12 protein-coding genes and 3 pseudogenes are annotated in these 15,718 nt (G+C 60.8%); 7 read left to right on the top strand and 8 right to left on the bottom strand.

Features of this window, described 5'->3' with window-relative positions; all coding sequences use genetic code 11:
• Positions 1-650: 650 nt before the first annotated feature.
• Complete coding sequence (locus tag ABIB90_RS39990; RefSeq protein ID WP_354202820.1) at positions 651-1,736, bottom strand: IS5 family transposase; 1,086 nt, start codon at positions 1,734-1,736, stop codon at positions 651-653.
• A gap of 172 nt (positions 1,737-1,908) precedes the next feature.
• On the bottom strand, positions 1,909-2,205 hold the full coding sequence (locus ABIB90_RS39985) for a PilZ domain-containing protein (protein WP_354202821.1): 297 nt from the start codon (positions 2,203-2,205) through the stop codon (positions 1,909-1,911).
• A gap of 1,204 nt (positions 2,206-3,409) precedes the next feature.
• On the opposite strand from ABIB90_RS39985, the gene ABIB90_RS39980 reads away from it, so the two are divergent.
• Positions 3,410-3,550 (top strand): hypothetical protein, encoded by a 141-nt coding sequence (locus tag ABIB90_RS39980; protein ID WP_354202819.1) that lies wholly within the window; start codon positions 3,410-3,412, stop codon positions 3,548-3,550.
• Between the two features lie 87 nt (positions 3,551-3,637).
• On the opposite strand, the gene ABIB90_RS39975 is transcribed toward ABIB90_RS39980, so the two are convergent.
• From ABIB90_RS39975 to ABIB90_RS39960, 4 genes are all read right to left on the bottom strand, one after another.
• Positions 3,638-4,426, bottom strand: a complete 789-nt coding sequence (locus tag ABIB90_RS39975) for an ABC transporter permease (RefSeq protein ID WP_354202818.1) — start codon at positions 4,424-4,426, stop codon at positions 3,638-3,640.
• 79 nt (positions 4,427-4,505) lie between these two features.
• Positions 4,506-5,372 (bottom strand): ABC transporter ATP-binding protein, encoded by an 867-nt coding sequence (locus ABIB90_RS39970; protein ID WP_354202817.1) that lies wholly within the window; start codon positions 5,370-5,372, stop codon positions 4,506-4,508.
• Positions 5,369-6,439, bottom strand: a complete 1,071-nt coding sequence (locus tag ABIB90_RS39965; RefSeq protein ID WP_354202816.1) for an ABC transporter substrate-binding protein — start codon at positions 6,437-6,439, stop codon at positions 5,369-5,371. Before ABIB90_RS39965 ends, ABIB90_RS39970 begins: the two co-directional genes overlap by 4 nt.
• Before the next feature lie 26 nt (positions 6,440-6,465).
• On the bottom strand, positions 6,466-7,395 hold the full coding sequence (locus tag ABIB90_RS39960; protein ID WP_354202815.1) for a TauD/TfdA dioxygenase family protein: 930 nt from the start codon (positions 7,393-7,395) through the stop codon (positions 6,466-6,468).
• A 560-nt stretch (positions 7,396-7,955) separates the two neighbouring features.
• Here ABIB90_RS39960 and ABIB90_RS39955 point away from each other — a divergent pair.
• From ABIB90_RS39955 to ABIB90_RS39945, 3 genes are all read left to right on the top strand, one after another.
• Positions 7,956-9,299: an LLM class flavin-dependent oxidoreductase gene (locus ABIB90_RS39955; RefSeq protein ID WP_354202814.1), complete on the top strand. Its 1,344-nt coding sequence runs from the start codon at positions 7,956-7,958 to the stop codon at positions 9,297-9,299.
• 207 nt (positions 9,300-9,506) lie between these two features.
• Positions 9,507-9,761, top strand: a complete 255-nt coding sequence (locus ABIB90_RS39950) for a BrnA antitoxin family protein (RefSeq protein WP_245286207.1) — start codon at positions 9,507-9,509, stop codon at positions 9,759-9,761.
• A gap of 146 nt (positions 9,762-9,907) precedes the next feature.
• Positions 9,908-10,195, top strand: a complete 288-nt coding sequence (locus ABIB90_RS39945; RefSeq protein WP_354202813.1) for a hypothetical protein — start codon at positions 9,908-9,910, stop codon at positions 10,193-10,195.
• A 65-nt stretch (positions 10,196-10,260) separates the two neighbouring features.
• On the opposite strand, the pseudogene ABIB90_RS39940 reads toward ABIB90_RS39945, so the two are convergent.
• A pseudogene (locus ABIB90_RS39940) lies at positions 10,261-10,499 on the bottom strand (DUF3551 domain-containing protein).
• Positions 10,500-11,901: 1,402 nt separating this feature from the next.
• Positions 11,902-12,147, bottom strand: a complete 246-nt coding sequence (locus ABIB90_RS39935; RefSeq protein WP_035968474.1) for a DUF6894 family protein — start codon at positions 12,145-12,147, stop codon at positions 11,902-11,904.
• Between the two features lie 357 nt (positions 12,148-12,504).
• Here ABIB90_RS39935 and ABIB90_RS39930 point away from each other — a divergent pair.
• From ABIB90_RS39930 to ABIB90_RS39920, 3 genes and pseudogenes are all read left to right on the top strand, one after another.
• Positions 12,505-13,003: pseudogene (locus ABIB90_RS39930) on the top strand (NADH-quinone oxidoreductase subunit B family protein); the annotation flags it as partial.
• A 9-nt stretch (positions 13,004-13,012) separates the two neighbouring features.
• A pseudogene (locus tag ABIB90_RS39925) lies at positions 13,013-14,423 on the top strand (nickel-dependent hydrogenase large subunit); the annotation flags it as partial.
• A gap of 201 nt (positions 14,424-14,624) precedes the next feature.
• Positions 14,625-15,710, top strand: coding sequence for a hydrogenase small subunit (locus ABIB90_RS39920; RefSeq protein ID WP_027516003.1), 1,086 nt, complete (start codon positions 14,625-14,627; stop codon positions 15,708-15,710).
• The last annotated feature ends 8 nt before the right edge of the window (positions 15,711-15,718 follow it).

Below are 15,718 nucleotides of genomic sequence, written 5' to 3'. Positions count from 1 at the left end.
TGCCCGACCGCGGAAGACACTAGGCTGGAAAACGCCGGCGGAGGCGCTTGACGATCTTCTGTTATGAGTGAAAGTAACTGGTGTTGCGACGACCGCTTGAATCCGCCCTTCATCACGGCGGGTCCTTTCCCGAGTGCCCCCGTCGAGGAGCTGCGCATCCCTTCGCGCGAGGGATCGACGCCGCATGGCGTGCGCCGTTGTGGCGTGGAGAAGAAGGGCGTGCTCGAAGCATGGAAACTGCTGGTTATGGCTCTTACGGAAGCAAGCCGATGCCCGCCCTGTTTAAGCACTATCCGGCGCGCGTGGTCCGAAACGCCTGGTTCAACGCAGGCGAGAGCACAGGCCGCCGCGTTGTTGCCCGCGAAATAGCCAGAGCCGGAATTGGTTAACAGGTTCTTAATCGGCGTTCGGCAGGCTCGCGGCCAGCTCTGCCGATCACCCCAGCGCAAGGTAGCGCAAGCGATGGCTAGCGGCAGTGATGCCCGCCGACCATTTCATGCTGTCTGCGCGTCGTCTAGCAGTTTGCTGAAAAACCCAAGGATTTGAGTTTTCTTGGTCTCGGTGAACGCCGTCGATCAAGTTTCAGGTGATGTGTTGGTCAGCTTGAGGCATTTTTCTTGCGTGAGGGCGGTGTTGCCGGCCCGGTACTGCTACGCTGCAAGCAGTTTGGGAATGCGGATCAGGTTATAGGCGATCAGATTGAGCAGGAAGTCGGCAGCAACGCGAGCGATGCCACGATGTTTGGTCTTGCGCATGGTGCCGTGCTGCTTGCCCCATCCGAAGATGCACTCGACCATCGCCCGGCGCGATTGCGACATACCATATCCGGGATGCCGCGTGGTTCGTTCGTCGATGGCACTGTTGCGGGTCTTGCCGGTTTTGGTGACGGCCTGGTTCTGTGTCACATGCGGCGTCACGCCGATGGCGCGAAGGTTGGCGACATGATCGGCGGTATCGTACGCCTTGTCCTCACCGGCCGTGATGCGGCGGGCTGCGGCTTTGCGTCTTGCCTTCAGCATGGTCTCCGAAGCCCGGCGTTCGGCGGTACCATTGGCATGCGTGACCCTGCCGGCCACCGCTAGTCCATTCCGGTTCTCCATGGTGGCGTGGCCCATATAGCATAGCTTGGCCTCCCGCCCGGCCGCCTTGCGATAAAGCCTGCTGTCAGGATCGCTGGTGCTCGCATGGGTATCGTTCTTGCGCTTCTGGCCGTGGAAGTTGGCGCCATCGTCATCGTCGCCGCTGCCGTCCTTGGGACGAAAACTCTTCTGCGAAGCCCAGGCCTCGATCAGCGTTCCATCCACCGAAAAATGCTCGTCCGACAATAGGGGTTTGACCTGCGGATGGTTCAGAAACCTGGTCATGAACTTCGTGAACACCTCACCGTTCTGTAGCCGCTCCCGGTTCTTGGTGAAGGTGGTCGGGTCCCAGACCGGGTCGTCCGGCGACAGTCCGACGAACCAGCGATACAAAAGATTGTAGTCCAGCTGCTCCATCAACTGACGTTCCGAGCGTATGCCGTAGAATACCTGCAGCAACAAAGCGCTCAGCAATTGTTCCGGGGGGATCGAAGGACGTCCCTCGCTGGCGTAGAGCTTTCCAAGGCTGCGGTTCAAATCACTCAAAACATCACGGACGAGATCCCGGACCTTCCGCAGCGGATGGTTCGCTGGCACACGCTTATCCGGCGCGATGTACGAAAACAGGCCGCCCTGATCCGTAAACCTCCCGCGCATGATCGTCTCCCCCGATTCGAGATGATAAAGTGAATCATCAAGCCGCCTCCGTGACGAGGGGGTTTTTCAGCAGGCTGCTAGCGGTTTCGACCGGTTTTCGAAGCAGGTGCTGTCCATTGCGGCGATATGGCGTATTCCGGAACGGCTATACCGGTGCGACGCTACGGGAGCACTACGTCCTGAGACCGTCGCACCGCCGGCTGGTTACAAATTGGACTCCGATTTCCGAGTCGTCCAGTCGAATCAACTTGCATCGCCGGTAAGCTAATCCAACGGTTGAAAGCAACAAGAAGAACTGGCGAGCTTTGAGCACGTCTGTCGATCCATCAATTCGAAGACGTGCTCCGGTGTCGGAAACGTCGATGAGAATGCAATCGCGTCGCCACGTGCCGTCCAAACCTAAAAGCGTTGCCCGGTACTCGTGCTCGAAGCGAACGCGCTTTGATTTTCGCTTATCCCATCCATACATCCAATGGCCTTCAGTCCAGATCGGGCGAAGCGGGGTCAAATTGCTCCTCATCTGGCCTCGCATCTGCAATCAAGAGGAAATGGCAACTACCAAGAGGCAAAATATCTGTCGGCTTGATACGAAAGCAAAGAAACTGAAAGCGGACGCAGCTCTCGCGGCCACTTTCCGAAGATGGTTCGTGCGGGCTCAGGCGACGTAGTTGGAGACGCTCCGGGGCAACAGCGATTAAGGTCTACAAAGATGGCAACACGACCGACCGGAAGCAGAGGTTGAGCAGAGGAGCCCAACTCCAGCTGTCGACAGCACCAGAAGCTGCTGCTGACAAGACCAACAATGCCTATGAACGAACCCAATTTTCGGGAGGAGTAGAGATCAGGTAATCTCCGCTCGGTTCGCCGGTTAATCATCAAAGATTAGTCGAATACGGCGCATAATTCCTGCTGGTCTCCCAATGGTTCGCTCTTTTCCAGCACCATCAGCTGGTAGTGCGCCGCATTCACGCACTGTTCAACCCTGTGGCGCGTAAAGGCACGCGATCGCTAGTCCGCAGTGGAATAGAGCACAGCATCTGCGCTCAGATGCAGAGCAGGGCTGTCGAACACGGGAAACGTCTCCGGCGCGGCGCAATCGGGACGCGAAGCCTATTGGGCTTCGTAGACAACTAGGCTTATGCCGCCCGATTTGAGCGCCGTTAGCTACTACTCACTTACGACCGCCCTCTGTGCGCAATGACGGCTCTACAGTGGCCTGGGCACGAGTGAAAAACATAGATCTGAGATCGTTTTTGACTTCACAAGTGGCGAAGTCCGGCTTTCGATTCTGGCGGTCTCCAAATAAGGGCTTTTATCTCGAACAGGGTTTGAGGTACCTTCAAGAGGCCGGCTGTCCAGCGCCAGCGGTGTCTTAGGTTCATCGGGAGAGTTCGTTCGATGCCAATCCAGGTATGGGCTCTCGCCACGTCAATCGGTTGGACAGTGGTCGTGGCCGCTATCCTACTCTGTTTGATCTTCAGCCCTGGCTAATCCGGCGCCCCTTACATGGGGCGAGACGCCTAACCGTCCTGATTGCGCAGCCGTGTCCACCGGAGTGCCGGGTGAATGGGGATGGGCAAGAGGACCCAGAAGCGCCCCGCGGAATTAGAAAGCCCGCGGAGGAAAAATCATATTCTGCCGGAGCCTCGAAAGAGCACCTCTAACGTGAGGTGATGCCAGCAGCAGCAGCGACTACGCGGCTGCCACCGAATCGCGAGCAACGACCGACCGTAGTCGACATCGACATCGATATCGGCATGCCGATCGCGGAGATGCTGGTGCTGCTGTTTGCGCCGAAAACGACATGCCGATGATCGGCGGCAATCTCTGGCTGATCCGCCGAACAGCATGGTTACGCAGGCTGCAAGCGCGGGACCTGCGAGCGGCGCCTGCCCCATATCTCATGCGGTCACTGGCGCTTTCCACCGCATGAAGCGCTGCTCCAGTGCCTCCAGAATGGCATTGAACGCCAGCCCGATGAGGGTGATGCTGAGGATGCCGAAATACATCTGCGGAATCAGGAAGCTGTACTGGCTGTTGATGATGAGATAGCCGAGGCCGGCCTTGGCGCCGACCATTTCGGAGGCCACCAGCACCAGCATGGCCGACGCACTGGCGAGGCGAATACCGACGAAGATAGTGCGAAGCGCCGCCGGAACAATCACCTTGCGAAACAGCTGCTGCGGGGTTGCACCCATAGTTCGCGCCGATTTGATAAGAAGCGGATCAACCTGCTTCACCGCGGCAATGGTGTTGAGCAGCAGTGGCCAGGCGCAGCTATAGATTACCATCGTGATCTTCGACAGCTCGCCGATTCCGAGCAACAGGATGAAGACCGGCAGCAGCGCAAGCGGCGCCGTGTTGCGGCAGATCTCGATGAGCTGGTTCACGAGATCGCCGAGACGCGCATACCAACCGACGGCCACGCCGAGCGGAACGATCAAGGCGACCGAAATCAGAAATCCGCTCAAGACGCGCAGCAGGCTGGCGGAGACGTCATCATAGAGCTCGCCGGTTTGCGCAAGCTGCCAGCCCGCAGCGATGACCTCCGAGAAGGGTGGCAGGAACACGGGATCGATCAGCCCGAGCCTCGGAGCCGCGTCCCACGCCGCCAGCAGGGCAATCAGCAGCAATGAGCGGTGCCCGAAGGCAGCCAGCCCGCGGCCCGCGGCGCGGATCCGGTCCGCCACTGGCGATGCCGGTCTTTCCACGCTGGTGAGCGGCCCTCGGCGCCTGTGAGCAACCTCCAGCAATGTCAACATTTCGAGACTAGACATGGGCAACCTCTTCCACTTTGCGGGCGGCACGCTGCGTGCCAATGGCGCCGGCCAACTGTCCCTGCTCGGCCTTCAACACTTCCTCGCGCAACAGACTCCAAACGTCGTGACGCACGCGGCCGAACTCGGGCAGCGAACGTACGTCGTCATCGCCGCTGCGGAGCACATCCGGAATCTCGAACACCCGCTTGATCCAGCCCGGGCGCGACGTCATCACTGCCACCCGCTGGCCGAGCACGATGGCCTCGTCGATACCGTGGGTGATGAAGACGATCGTCTTGCCGGTCGCGCGCCAGATCCGCAGCAGCTCACCCTGCAGCGTCTCGCGCGTCTGGGCGTCGAGCGCGGCGAACGGCTCGTCCATCAGCAGCACCTCGGGATCATAGGCGAGGCTTCGCGCGATCGCGACACGCTGCTTCATGCCGCCGGAGAGTTCATGCGGATAGCGGTCGGTAAAGCCGGACAGCCCGACCAGGTCGAGGAAATGCCGCGCGATGTCGCGCCGCTGCTTGGCCTTGAGCCCGGCGATATCGAGACCGAACTCGACATTCTGTTCGGCGGTGCGCCAAGGAAACAGCGCATACTGCTGGAACACGATGCCGCGGTCGCGACCGGGTCCTGCAATCGGCCGGCCGTCGAGCAGGATCCGGCCGCTGGTCGGCGGCGTGAGCCCGCCCAGGAGATCAAGCAAGGTGGATTTCCCGCAGCCGCTTGGGCCGACCAGGGCGAGGAATTCGCCGGAGCGAACATCGAGCGTGATGTCCTCAAGCGCGGTGAAGTGGCGGCCTGGTCCGCCGCTCTCGCCGCGCACGACGAACTCCTTGCGGACATGCTCGAAACGGATCTTCACAGTGGTCATCGGGCCTCCGCCGTCCTTCCGGGACGGAAATAGTTGAACGCATTGGTGTAGGTGTCGGAAGCCTCGACCTGACCCGGCTTGAACAGGCCATCCTTCTCCAACCAGTCGATCCAGACCTGGATTTCGGCATCCGAGATCACGCCGCCCCTGGAGGCAACACCCGTGCTCTTCCAGTATTTGATCGAGGAGGCATCCTCATTGCGCTTGCGCTCGGCGATGATCTTGTCGAACCGGGCCCTCACCTCTTCCGGAGCTGTGGTCTGGGCCCATTCGATCGCCTGCGAAATCCCCTCCACCAGCTTGCGCGAGGCATTGGGATTATCCTTGATGAATTTGTCCCGCAGTACATAGGCACCGCCGGTGAACTGGCCGAACAGATCCGTGTCATTAAAAAGCGAACGGATGCCGCCCCGTTCCAGCGCCTTGTCGCGCAAGACGCCGCTCAACGCGCTCACCTCGACCTGGCCCTGGCGCAACACTTGCTCGCCGCTGACCGGCGGGATCGCCACCAACGTGACCTGCCTGGCCTCACCGGCGCTGAGGCCGGACCTGGCCAGATATTCGCGCAGCACGAACTCCAAATGTGCGCCCAGCGTGTTGACCGCCACCTTCTTGCCAATCAGGTCACGCGCCGTCTTGATCAGGCTGTCCTCCTTCACGAAGTAGCCATAATACGTGTTGGCATCGGAGCCGTAATAGCCGACCACCGCCTTGATCGGCGCCTTCGCCGCGATCAACTTGAGGATCGCTCCATAGAACGCACCGCCGATGTCGATATCGCCGGTGACGACGGTCTGGATGTCCTGCGGCCCGCTGATGGTGTTGCCGACCCATTTGAGCTTGAGCGGCGCGAGATAGCCGAGGTCCTCGGCCAGCTCGATAAACGTCACCTGCCCGACCGATCCCTGGTAGCGGATCTCGGTCTTCTCGAGTGGCGGCTCGGCGAATGCCGGGGCCGCGAGGCCGAGCGCCACGGCGCCGGCCAACAAGATCCGCAACGTCTTGCGGGTGGCACGTCCCAACCCGGCGCGCGTTGCGGCAAGCCATCGAAGTATAGTATTCACCATTGCGAACTCTCCTGAGCGAATCCGGATCAAGCGGCTTTGGCTGTCTGGGGCTTGGATGTCTTGACGCGCGTCACGCTGCGACGACCGTCGACGCTGAGCGGTACATCGCCATCGATGGTGGCGCGGCGCACAACGCGGTGCTGGTCGCCATAGTCGTTGACCGCGTAATGTTGCGTGGCGCGATTGTCCCAGATCGCAACGTCGCCGGCCTCCCAGTTCCAGCGCACGGTGTTTTCCGGCGCCGTGATATGCGACTGGAACAGCTCGAACAGCTTCTGGCCGTCGTATTTCGGCAGGCCGACGAAGCGCTGCACGAAATTTCCGAGCACGAGCGTGCGTTCGCCGGTCTCGGGATGGACGCGGACGACCGGATGCTCGGTTTCGTAGATCGTTCCGGTGAACACCTCGTCGAAGTGCTTCTTGTCCGCCTCGGTTGCCCGCGTCTTCACGGCATAGTCATAGGCGTTGCTGTGAACGGCCCACAGTTCGTCGGCGAGCTTGCGCAGCGGCGCCGGCAGGTCGAGATAAGCTGCTGCCGTGTTCGACCAGATGGTATCGCCGCCGAAGGGCGGAATCACCACGCCGCGCAGCACCGAGATCTTCGGATAGGCTTCGACGAACGTGAAATCGGTATGCCATTGGTCGGCGCGGCCACCGCCCCGGCCCGAGTCCAGCTCCAGGATCGACGATGTGCCCTTGATCGCGCCGACCGTCGGATGGGGCACCAGCTTGCCGAGCCTGATGGCAAAGCGCTCCTGTTCGGCATCGTCGAGATGTCCCTGGCCCCGGAAGAAGATCACCTTGTGTTCCAGCAGCACCTGATTGATAGCAAGGATGGTCTCGTCCGAAAGCTCGCCCGACAGTTTGATGTTCCTGATCTCGGCGCCAAGCCTGCCCGCACGCTTGACGATGTCGGCTCGTGGAATGACGTTATCGATGGTTGTCGTGTTGCTCATAGTCGTGCTCTCGTCACTGCGATCCCCTGGACAAAGCTCCGCCGTGCGCCGGTCGCAGAAACGACGGCGGAGATAGATGAAATCAATTCAGGCTGGGGGCCCTACTCGGCCGCAACGTGCTCCGGCCCACGGCCCGAGCCGGGACATCGGTTACTGGGATTGGATTGGAGCATGATGAAGCGGCCTTGCGTTGAGGCCTTGAATGGTACGAGCGATCGATCGTCAGTCAATGAAACGAAACCAGCTTTGTTTTCGGCGACAGGCAACGAATGCTTCGCCAGCGATGCTGACACTGAAAGATTTGCAATGATGACCGCCCGGCGGGCTGCAAGAGTAACGTAATTAGACGCGGCGCAACGCACTTCTCGTCCAGAAACGCGATAAAATCGCTACAGCTGCCGCCGCTTCTCGTCGTGACGACTGCCCTGGTTTTTCATTGGCGCTCTGCGCGCAAGCTTCATGCTTGCATCCAACTCAACAACGCAAATTCATTTCATCGACATCCGACTGCAGACGTAGAGTCTCGCTTGTTACAGCTCCCAATGCACGCGGATCAACACATGAGCGAACGACGGCAGCTTTCCCTCAACTTCTTCATTTATCCAGACGGTCATCACGAGGCGGCCTGGCGCCACAGGAGTTCGGCAGCCAATCGCATCCTCGACGTCACCTATTATCAGGAGCTGGCGCAGCGCGCCGAAGCGCACAAGTTTGACGCGGTCTTCTTCGCCGACGGCCCTGCGCTGGCGGACAATGTGCGCTATGCGCAACGGTTTCGGCTCGAGCCGATCACCCTGCTCACCGCGATCGCCTCCGCCACCCAGCGTATCGGCCTGATCGCGACCGCATCGACGACCTATACCGAGCCCTACAACCTGGCGCGGCTGTTCGCCTCGCTCGACCACATCAGTAGTGGCCGCGCCGGCTGGAACATCGTGACAACGAGCGCGCCGCAGGCCGCGCAGAACTTTGGCTTGCCCGAGCATCCTCCGCATCACGAACGCTACGAGAGGGCGCGGGAATATCTCGACGTCATCACGCGGCTTTGGGACAGTTGGGAGGACGACGCGCTCGTCAACGACCCCATCTCGGGTGTTTTTGCCGACACCGGCAAGATCCACGCGATCAATCACATCGGAAAGCATTTTCGCGTGCGTGGGCAGCTCAACATCTCAAGGACGCCGCAGGGACGACCGGTCTATGTCCAGGCCGGCTCTTCCGAGGACGGACGTGCCTTTGCCGCGCGTTTCGCCGAGGCGATCTTCACTGCGCATCAGACACTGGCGAGCGCCCAGGAATTCTATGCCGACATCAAGCGTCAGGCGCGCGCCTTCGACCGTAGTCCCGATCAGATCAAGATTCTGCCCGGCATCAGTCCTTTCATCGCCAGCACGCAAATCGAGGCCGATCGGCTGCAGGACGAGTTCAACGAGCTGATCCAGCCCGAGTATTCGCTGACCCAGCTGCGCCAGATGATCGGTCTTGACCTCTCTGGGTTTGACCTCGATGGCCCCTTTCCTCGTCATCTGATCGATACCGAGGGCGCCAGCGGCGTTGCCAGCCGTTTCAAGCTGGTGATCGACATCGTTGATCGCGAGAAGCCGACGATTCGTCAGCTCGTGCAGCGCTTGGCCGGCGCCCGCGGCCATTGGGTGATTGCCGGACCGCCGGAGAAGATCGCCGACAACATCCAGAACTGGTTCGAGAACGGCGCAGCCGATGGTTTCAACGTCATGCCGCCCTGGCTGCCCGGCGGGTTCGACATCTTCGCCGAGCAGGTCGTGCCCATTCTGCGCAAGCGCAGCCTGTTCCGTCACGACTACACAGGCACAACGCTGCGCGATCATTACGGCCTTAGGCGGCCGGCGAACCTCTTCTCCAGTTTGGTTCGGGCGATTGCCTAGGTCTCCGACACTCTCCAAACTATCGGTTCTTCACGAAACAATCGTACGGACACGAGTAGGTGGCAGCGATGGTTTGATCCGGTTGATTGTGCGGCGAAAATGGGGTGATCGCCGGAAGGCAAGGCTGACTAGAGGCGTGTTGATGCGGCGCCGACCGACGAGGAGATCAAAGCGGCGATCAAGAATGATCCCGACTGGCAAGACTTCATGGACGTCAATTGGTCGGATGCCGTGCTCGTGATTCCACCGAAGAAGGCGATTTCCATTCGCGTCGATGAGGACGTCCTCGAGTTCTTCAAGCGTGAGGGCGAAGGCTATCAGCGCCGTCGAGGCGGTGCTGCAGTCCTACAGGCAGCAGAAGACGAAGCCGAAGAAGCGCGCGTGACGTGCGACACTGTAGGCCCGTCCCTCGACAGCCGCTTCGCCCCATTTGACGTACAAGCTTTGATCGCGGCTACTTGATTTCGATGCGACTGTAACGCCGGCGCGCCTCCCCCTTGCGACCACGTATGCGAAGTCATTTCCACAATAGCATCCGGAAGAGGCGCTGCTACCCAATCGCGCACCGGTATCGTCTACGCGCAAGGCGTGGCGGCACTCTCCGCGAGGTGTTCGAGGATGCGGAACAGACTAGTAGGACAAAGACGGCTGCCGATTTCACGCCCATGATCTTTTTCGACCCGGACGGCTTCTGGGAACACGACGCCGAGCTCGACCGCGGCAGTGCAACGAGACGCGGATTGAACGTTTTGCAGCTCATCCAGAAAATGTTCCGTTATGGGCGCAAGGACACTGCGTCTACGCTCGGCAAGGTCCGGTTCACCAGGGACTTTGCGGAGATCGATGCCGTCCTTCGCGCGCGCCAATCGCACAGCACAATCTGGCGTTTGCGCTGAATCCCTCGCGAGCTCCTCCGCTATTGCGCCGACAGCACTGTGCTACGATACCGCGTGACTGCCGCTCAGTATCGGTCCCGATAGGCGCCGCGCCGCTGGCGCGCGAACGCATACCGGGGATTGACCCCGCAATAGGCGTTAGTACCGCTCGCGGTGGCCATGCATTGGGCGTAGCTGGAGAATTGGCAATTGCCGGGATAGCCCCATATGGCCCTTGCAAGCAGTAGCTATCCGGCCCTGCAGGCGCAGGCGAAAAATCATAGGTCTGAGCCGAGGCTTGCCCTGCTGCCAAAACCATACTCATCATCAGAATAGTCAAAGCTACAGTGCGCATTGGAACCTCCTCGAAGTCGACACAACGCTAGTGCACTTAAGCGGGAGGCAATATTGATCCAAGTCAATTCACGTTCTCGCTCACAAAACTACGCAGGTGGTGGTCCCGAATAGGTTAACCTTAGAGGATATGCGCGCGCAGTATCACGCGTGACCGGAGATGGCCTTCATCGCTTGGGACGGATAAAACTCCGCGGCAATCGCGCTTTTCATTTTCAATTTGACCATCCCAATTGCAGCTTCGCAACCGCGCCTCAGTTGGGACCTCAATCATTTAAGCCGACGGTCTCATGTCGGCGTTTGGTCCATCCTGTCATTGCGCTGCGGCAGTTAGCCCCGGCTTTTCTAACCAATTGCCACTACGTTCGTTCATCAACGCATCCATGCCATTGCGGTGCAGCCAAAGAAGCCCTCGGGCAAGTTGCCGTAAGTCGTTGCGGTCCGCGCCAATAGGTAACCTTCTTGCACGACGGAGAGCGTCGGCAGCCTGCCGCTCCAATGATGATAGCTTGCGTTCCATCTGCTGCCCGGCAAATCGATATTTGGCACTTGGCGAACGCTTACCTAGCTCACTTTAAATATCAGCATTGTGAAATAGCCCACAATTCAGCCGCCGGCTTGCGCGCCGAGCACTGTCACTCATTTCTATATCAAATTGGTTGGCTTCGGCCCGAGGACGAGCCCTCCACCGGTGCTGGCCTAGCTTACTAGGTGTGTCGCGCTCGCAACGTCACGATTGTTCCATTGGCCTCTGAATCGTTTTTGACTTCACAGGGCGAGTCCGGCGTTTGATAGTGGTGGACCCTGGGCAAGGGCTTTCATCTCGAAGAGTCCTTCAGGCGGGTTCAAGAGATCGCGGTCCAGCGCCAGCGATCTCTTCGTTAGCTTCATCGGGAGAGGCCGTCCGATGCCGCCGCAAGTATGGGCTCTCGCCACGTCGATCGGCTGGACAGTCGTCGTGGCCGCGATCCTGCTCTATTTGATCTTCAGCCTTGGCTAATCCGGCGCCCGTGAAAGGGTGCGAGACGCCTACACGTCGTTGATTGCGCAGCCGTGTCCGCGGGAATGCGGGGCGGATAGACAAGATACAAGGCTGATCGTGCGAACTTAAAAGGAAGACCTGCTTCCACGCGTCGTGCGGAGATACCTAGAAGCGAAACGGGCCATCACGAATCGGAGGTTGAAGGGGCGTTCGCCTGAAGAAATAGGCCTGCGCGCGATCCAGCGCTCGCTCGAGTGACGCTGCTGGTCGGACCACCATCCAGCAGTTTGGATAGCGGCGCTGCCGTATGGCAAGCCGATAAATCTGCAATAAGGATGCTCGGGACCGGCAATACCGTCGGGATGATGCTCAGATCACTAACTGAGGCACCCTACTTCTTTAAGAGCCTCGGCAGAACGGTTGCGAGGGGTACGGTACTGAGCGGTCGCCCCACTTCATCTGCGATGACCAAAACCTCCGACACATCTGGCGTACCGCTCTTGATCGCTTCGGCTAGAAGCTCCCGCGCGACTAATACGGCCTCACCCTCAGCCGCAGATAAATCTGGTAGCTCCGTTCCTTCCTCATCGAGCGTAATCTCGTCGCCGGCACGTAGGTGAAAGTAGAAACGTGCCATGGCGAACTCCCAATTGAACAGAGACCTATTGGTGAGTAAAATTTTCGCAGACGTATACCAAGCTTGGCAGGAGGCAGCGAGCACCGCTAATTGGGACTACGCAACAATCGGCTCGTGTGTTGCGTTCGATGCTGTACAGTAACGAGATGTCGATATTGATAAATGCAACGCGTCCCGCTTTGACGCTTAAATTCCGCGTTCGAGCGCTCATTTCGACGGATTTCATCACACCGATTGTCCGATAATTGCGGACCATTTGGATCTGCAAGGCCGGTGCGAGCGCTTTCCTACGCTGTGATCCGTCTGGTGCTCGAGGAAGCAACTCGGCAGCTCAGTCGCGATGTTGACGTGTCAACGTCGCCGCATCCGGGCTGGATGATGGAAACCATCGTGGCACTGACCACCAAGGACCTTGCCGCCACCGACCTCGATTCCTACGGGCGGCCCAAATTCCTCGCCAATCACCTTGCCCGTCACGGCTGCTCGCGCAACGAGTTCTACGAGTTCAAGGCCAGCGCCGAGACCATGTCGGAGCGGGGCTGCCTGATGGAGCATCTGGGCTGCAAGGCGACGCAGGCGGTCGGCGACTGCAACTTGCGCTCCTGGAACGGCGGCGGCTCCTGCACCAAGGGCGGTTATGCCTGCATCGCCTGCACGTCGCCGGGCTTCGAAGGGGGGGCAGAACTTTCTGGAGACCGCCAAGCTCGCGGGCATTCCGGTCGGGCTTCCGACCGACGTGCCGAAGGCGTGGTTCGTCGCGCTCGACGCGTTGTCGAAGTCCGCGACGCCGCGCCGCGTGCGGCTTAACGCGACCGCCGACCATGTGGTCGTGCCGCCGGGTCGCGCGACGACGAAGGGCAAGCCGATCGGCCCGTTCAACCGCGTCGAGGGCGATCTAGAAGTCCGCCTCGATGTCGAGAGTGGCCGCGTCATGCGCGCCGAGGCGACGGCGCCGCTCTACCGAGGTTTCGAGCAGATCCTGGAAGGTCGGCCGCCGCTCGATGCGCTGGCGCTGGCACCGCGGATCCGCGGCATCTGTTCGGTCTCGTAATCGGTCGCGGCTGCGGCCGCCCTGCGCGCCGCCATGTCGATCGAGGCGGCGCCCAACGGGTTGCTCGCCACCAACATCCCCCATGCCGCGGAGAACGCGGCCGACCATCTGACCCATTTCTACATCTACTTTATGCCGGACTTTGCCCGCGAGGCCTATGCCACCCATGGCTGGCACGAGGAGGCGCGCGAGCGCTTTGCCGCCACCCGCGGCAGCGCGGTGCCTTGCCGGCGCGGGCGCGGCTGCTCGAGACCATGGGATCATTGCCGGAAAATGGCCCCACAGCCTGGCGCTCCAGCACGGCGGCACCACGCGCGCCATCGATCTCGGCGAGCGGATCCGGCTCTTGTCGATCACGACGGCGTTTCGAGGTTTCCTCGAGCGTATCGTCTTCGCGGATTCGCTGGAGAACGTGCTGGCGATCGCAACCGCCGACGAGCTGGACGGCTGGCGCGATGGCCGCGGCGACTTCGCGCATTTCCTGCGGCTTGCGGACAGTCTGGCATTGACCGGGCTCGGTCGGGGCACGGGGCCGATGATGAGCTACGGCGCCTATCATGGTGCCGATGGCGAGTTGTTTCCGCGCGGCCTGTTCAGCCAGCGCGCAATCGTCGAACCGCTGCCGCTGGCGCAGATCACCGAGGACGTCTCGCATGCCTGATGCGGAATTCCTTTGCGGATCCCGCCCATAGCAGCACAGTCCCAGATCCCGACAAGCCGGCGGCCTATAGCTGGTGCAAGGCGCCGCGGCTGTCGGGCCAGCCGATCGAGGTGGGTGCGATCGTGCGCCAGACGGTGGCGGGCCAGGCATGATCACGGATCTGGTCGCGCGGGACGGCACCAACGTGCGCAGCCGCGTGATCGCGCGCCTGATCGAGACCGCGCGCATCGCGCTTGCGCCATGGAGCAGCGGACGCGCGCGCTGCGGCTGTCGGAGCCGTTCTGCGACAAATCGCGCGAGCTCCCCGACGGAAGCTATGTCGGGTTGGTCGAGGCCGCCCGCGGCAGTCTCGGGCACTGGATGGCGGTGCGCGACGGCAAGATCGAGCGCTACCAGATCATCGCGCCGACCACCTGGAATTTCTCGCCGCGCGATTCCTTCGACCTCGGCGGCCCGCTGGAGCAGGCGCTGGTCGGCACTGATGTCGGCGACGCCGGCCCGCGTGCGGTTGCGATCCAGCACATCGTGCGCTCGTTCGATCCCTGCATGGTGTGCACCGCGCATGGACCGGAAACTTCGTTGCCGGCTGCAAATCGAATTGTTTCTGCTTCTCGTGTTGGCAGCGTCCTCGCGTACCGTTCATGAAAGTGGTTCAAATTTGCAACGTTATGGAATCTCTCCACTTTTGAATCTCTCCAGGCTGTTGGCCTGCTTCTTGCTACCCTTTGTGTCATCGAAAAGTCAAAGCCGAAGGCGGGAGGATTCATGGGCGCGGCGACGGAAACGTTTTACAGCGTGATCAGGCGGCAAGGCATCACGCGTCGGAGCTTTCATAAATTCTGCAGCCTGACGGCGACAAGTCTCGGACCGCTGGCGGCGAGCCGCATCGCGAACGCGCTCGAGACTAAGCCGCGCGTGCCCGTGATCTGGATGCACGGCCTCGAATGCACCTGCTGTTCGGAGAGCTTCATCCGCTCCGCGCATCCGCTGGTCAAGGATGCGGTGCTGTCGATGATCTCGCTCGACTACGACGACACCATCATGGCGGCTGCGGGCCACCAGGCCGAAGCCATCCTCGAGGAGACCCGCGCCAAGCACAAAGGCCAGTATATCCTCGCGGTGGAAGGCAATCCGCCGCTGAACGAAGGCGGGATGTTCTGCATCGACGGCGGCAAGCCGTTCGTCGAGAAGCTGAAGATGATGGCCGAGGACGCGATGGCAATCATTGCCTGGGGCGCCTGCGCCTCCTGGGGCTGTGTGCAGGCGGCAAAGCCCAATCCGACACAGGCAACTCCGATCGACAAGGTGATCACCAACAAGCCCATCATCAAGGTGCCGGGATGCCCCCCGATCGCCGAGGTGATGACCGGCGTCGTCACCTTCATCACCACCTTCGGCAAGCTGCCCGAGCTCGATCGCCAGGGCCGACCGAAGATGTTCTACTCGCAGCGCATTCATGACAAGTGCTACCGGCGCCCGCATTTCGACGCGGGGCAGTTCGTCGAGGAGTGGGACGACGAGGCCGCGCGCAAGGGCTATTGCCTCTACAAGATGGGCTGCAAGGGGCCGACCACCTACAACGCCTGCTCGACCGTGCGCTGGAACGGCGGCGTGTCCTTCCCGATCCAGTCGGGTCACGGCTGTATCGGCTGCTCGGAGGACGGCTTCTGGGACAAGGGCTCGTTCTACGACCGTCTCACCAACATTAAGCAGTTCGGCATCGAGAAGACCGCCGATCAGATCGGCATGGTGGCGGCCGGCGCCGTCGGCGCCGCGGTGGCGGTGCATGCGGCTGTGACCGCTGTCAAGCGGCTCGCGACCAAGCGCGAAGACGCCGACCACAATAGCTGATCGAAAAG

This window comes from Bradyrhizobium sp. JR4.1, from assembly GCF_040548605.1.
In the GTDB taxonomy this organism is placed as follows: domain Bacteria; phylum Pseudomonadota; class Alphaproteobacteria; order Rhizobiales; family Xanthobacteraceae; genus Bradyrhizobium; species Bradyrhizobium canariense.
The sequence above is the reverse complement of the archived record's forward strand: the minus strand, read 5'-3'. Positions and strand labels throughout refer to the sequence as shown.

Coding starts and splice junctions, on each gene's coding strand:
- ABIB90_RS39990 (WP_354202820.1), bottom strand. CDS start 1,736: ATGCGCGGGAGGTTTACGGATCAGGGCGGCCTGTTTTCGTACATCGCG.
- ABIB90_RS39985 (WP_354202821.1), bottom strand. CDS start 2,205: ATGTATGGATGGGATAAGCGAAAATCAAAGCGCGTTCGCTTCGAGCAC.
- ABIB90_RS39980 (WP_354202819.1), top strand. CDS start 3,410: ATGCCAGCAGCAGCAGCGACTACGCGGCTGCCACCGAATCGCGAGCAA.
- ABIB90_RS39970 (WP_354202817.1), bottom strand. CDS start 5,372: ATGACCACTGTGAAGATCCGTTTCGAGCATGTCCGCAAGGAGTTCGTC.
- ABIB90_RS39965 (WP_354202816.1), bottom strand. CDS start 6,439: ATGGTGAATACTATACTTCGATGGCTTGCCGCAACGCGCGCCGGGTTG.
- ABIB90_RS39960 (WP_354202815.1), bottom strand. CDS start 7,395: ATGAGCAACACGACAACCATCGATAACGTCATTCCACGAGCCGACATC.
- ABIB90_RS39955 (WP_354202814.1), top strand. CDS start 7,956: ATGAGCGAACGACGGCAGCTTTCCCTCAACTTCTTCATTTATCCAGAC.
- ABIB90_RS39950 (WP_245286207.1), top strand. CDS start 9,507: ATGGACGTCAATTGGTCGGATGCCGTGCTCGTGATTCCACCGAAGAAG.
- ABIB90_RS39935 (WP_035968474.1), bottom strand. CDS start 12,147: ATGGCACGTTTCTACTTTCACCTACGTGCCGGCGACGAGATTACGCTC.
- ABIB90_RS39920 (WP_027516003.1), top strand. CDS start 14,625: ATGGGCGCGGCGACGGAAACGTTTTACAGCGTGATCAGGCGGCAAGGC.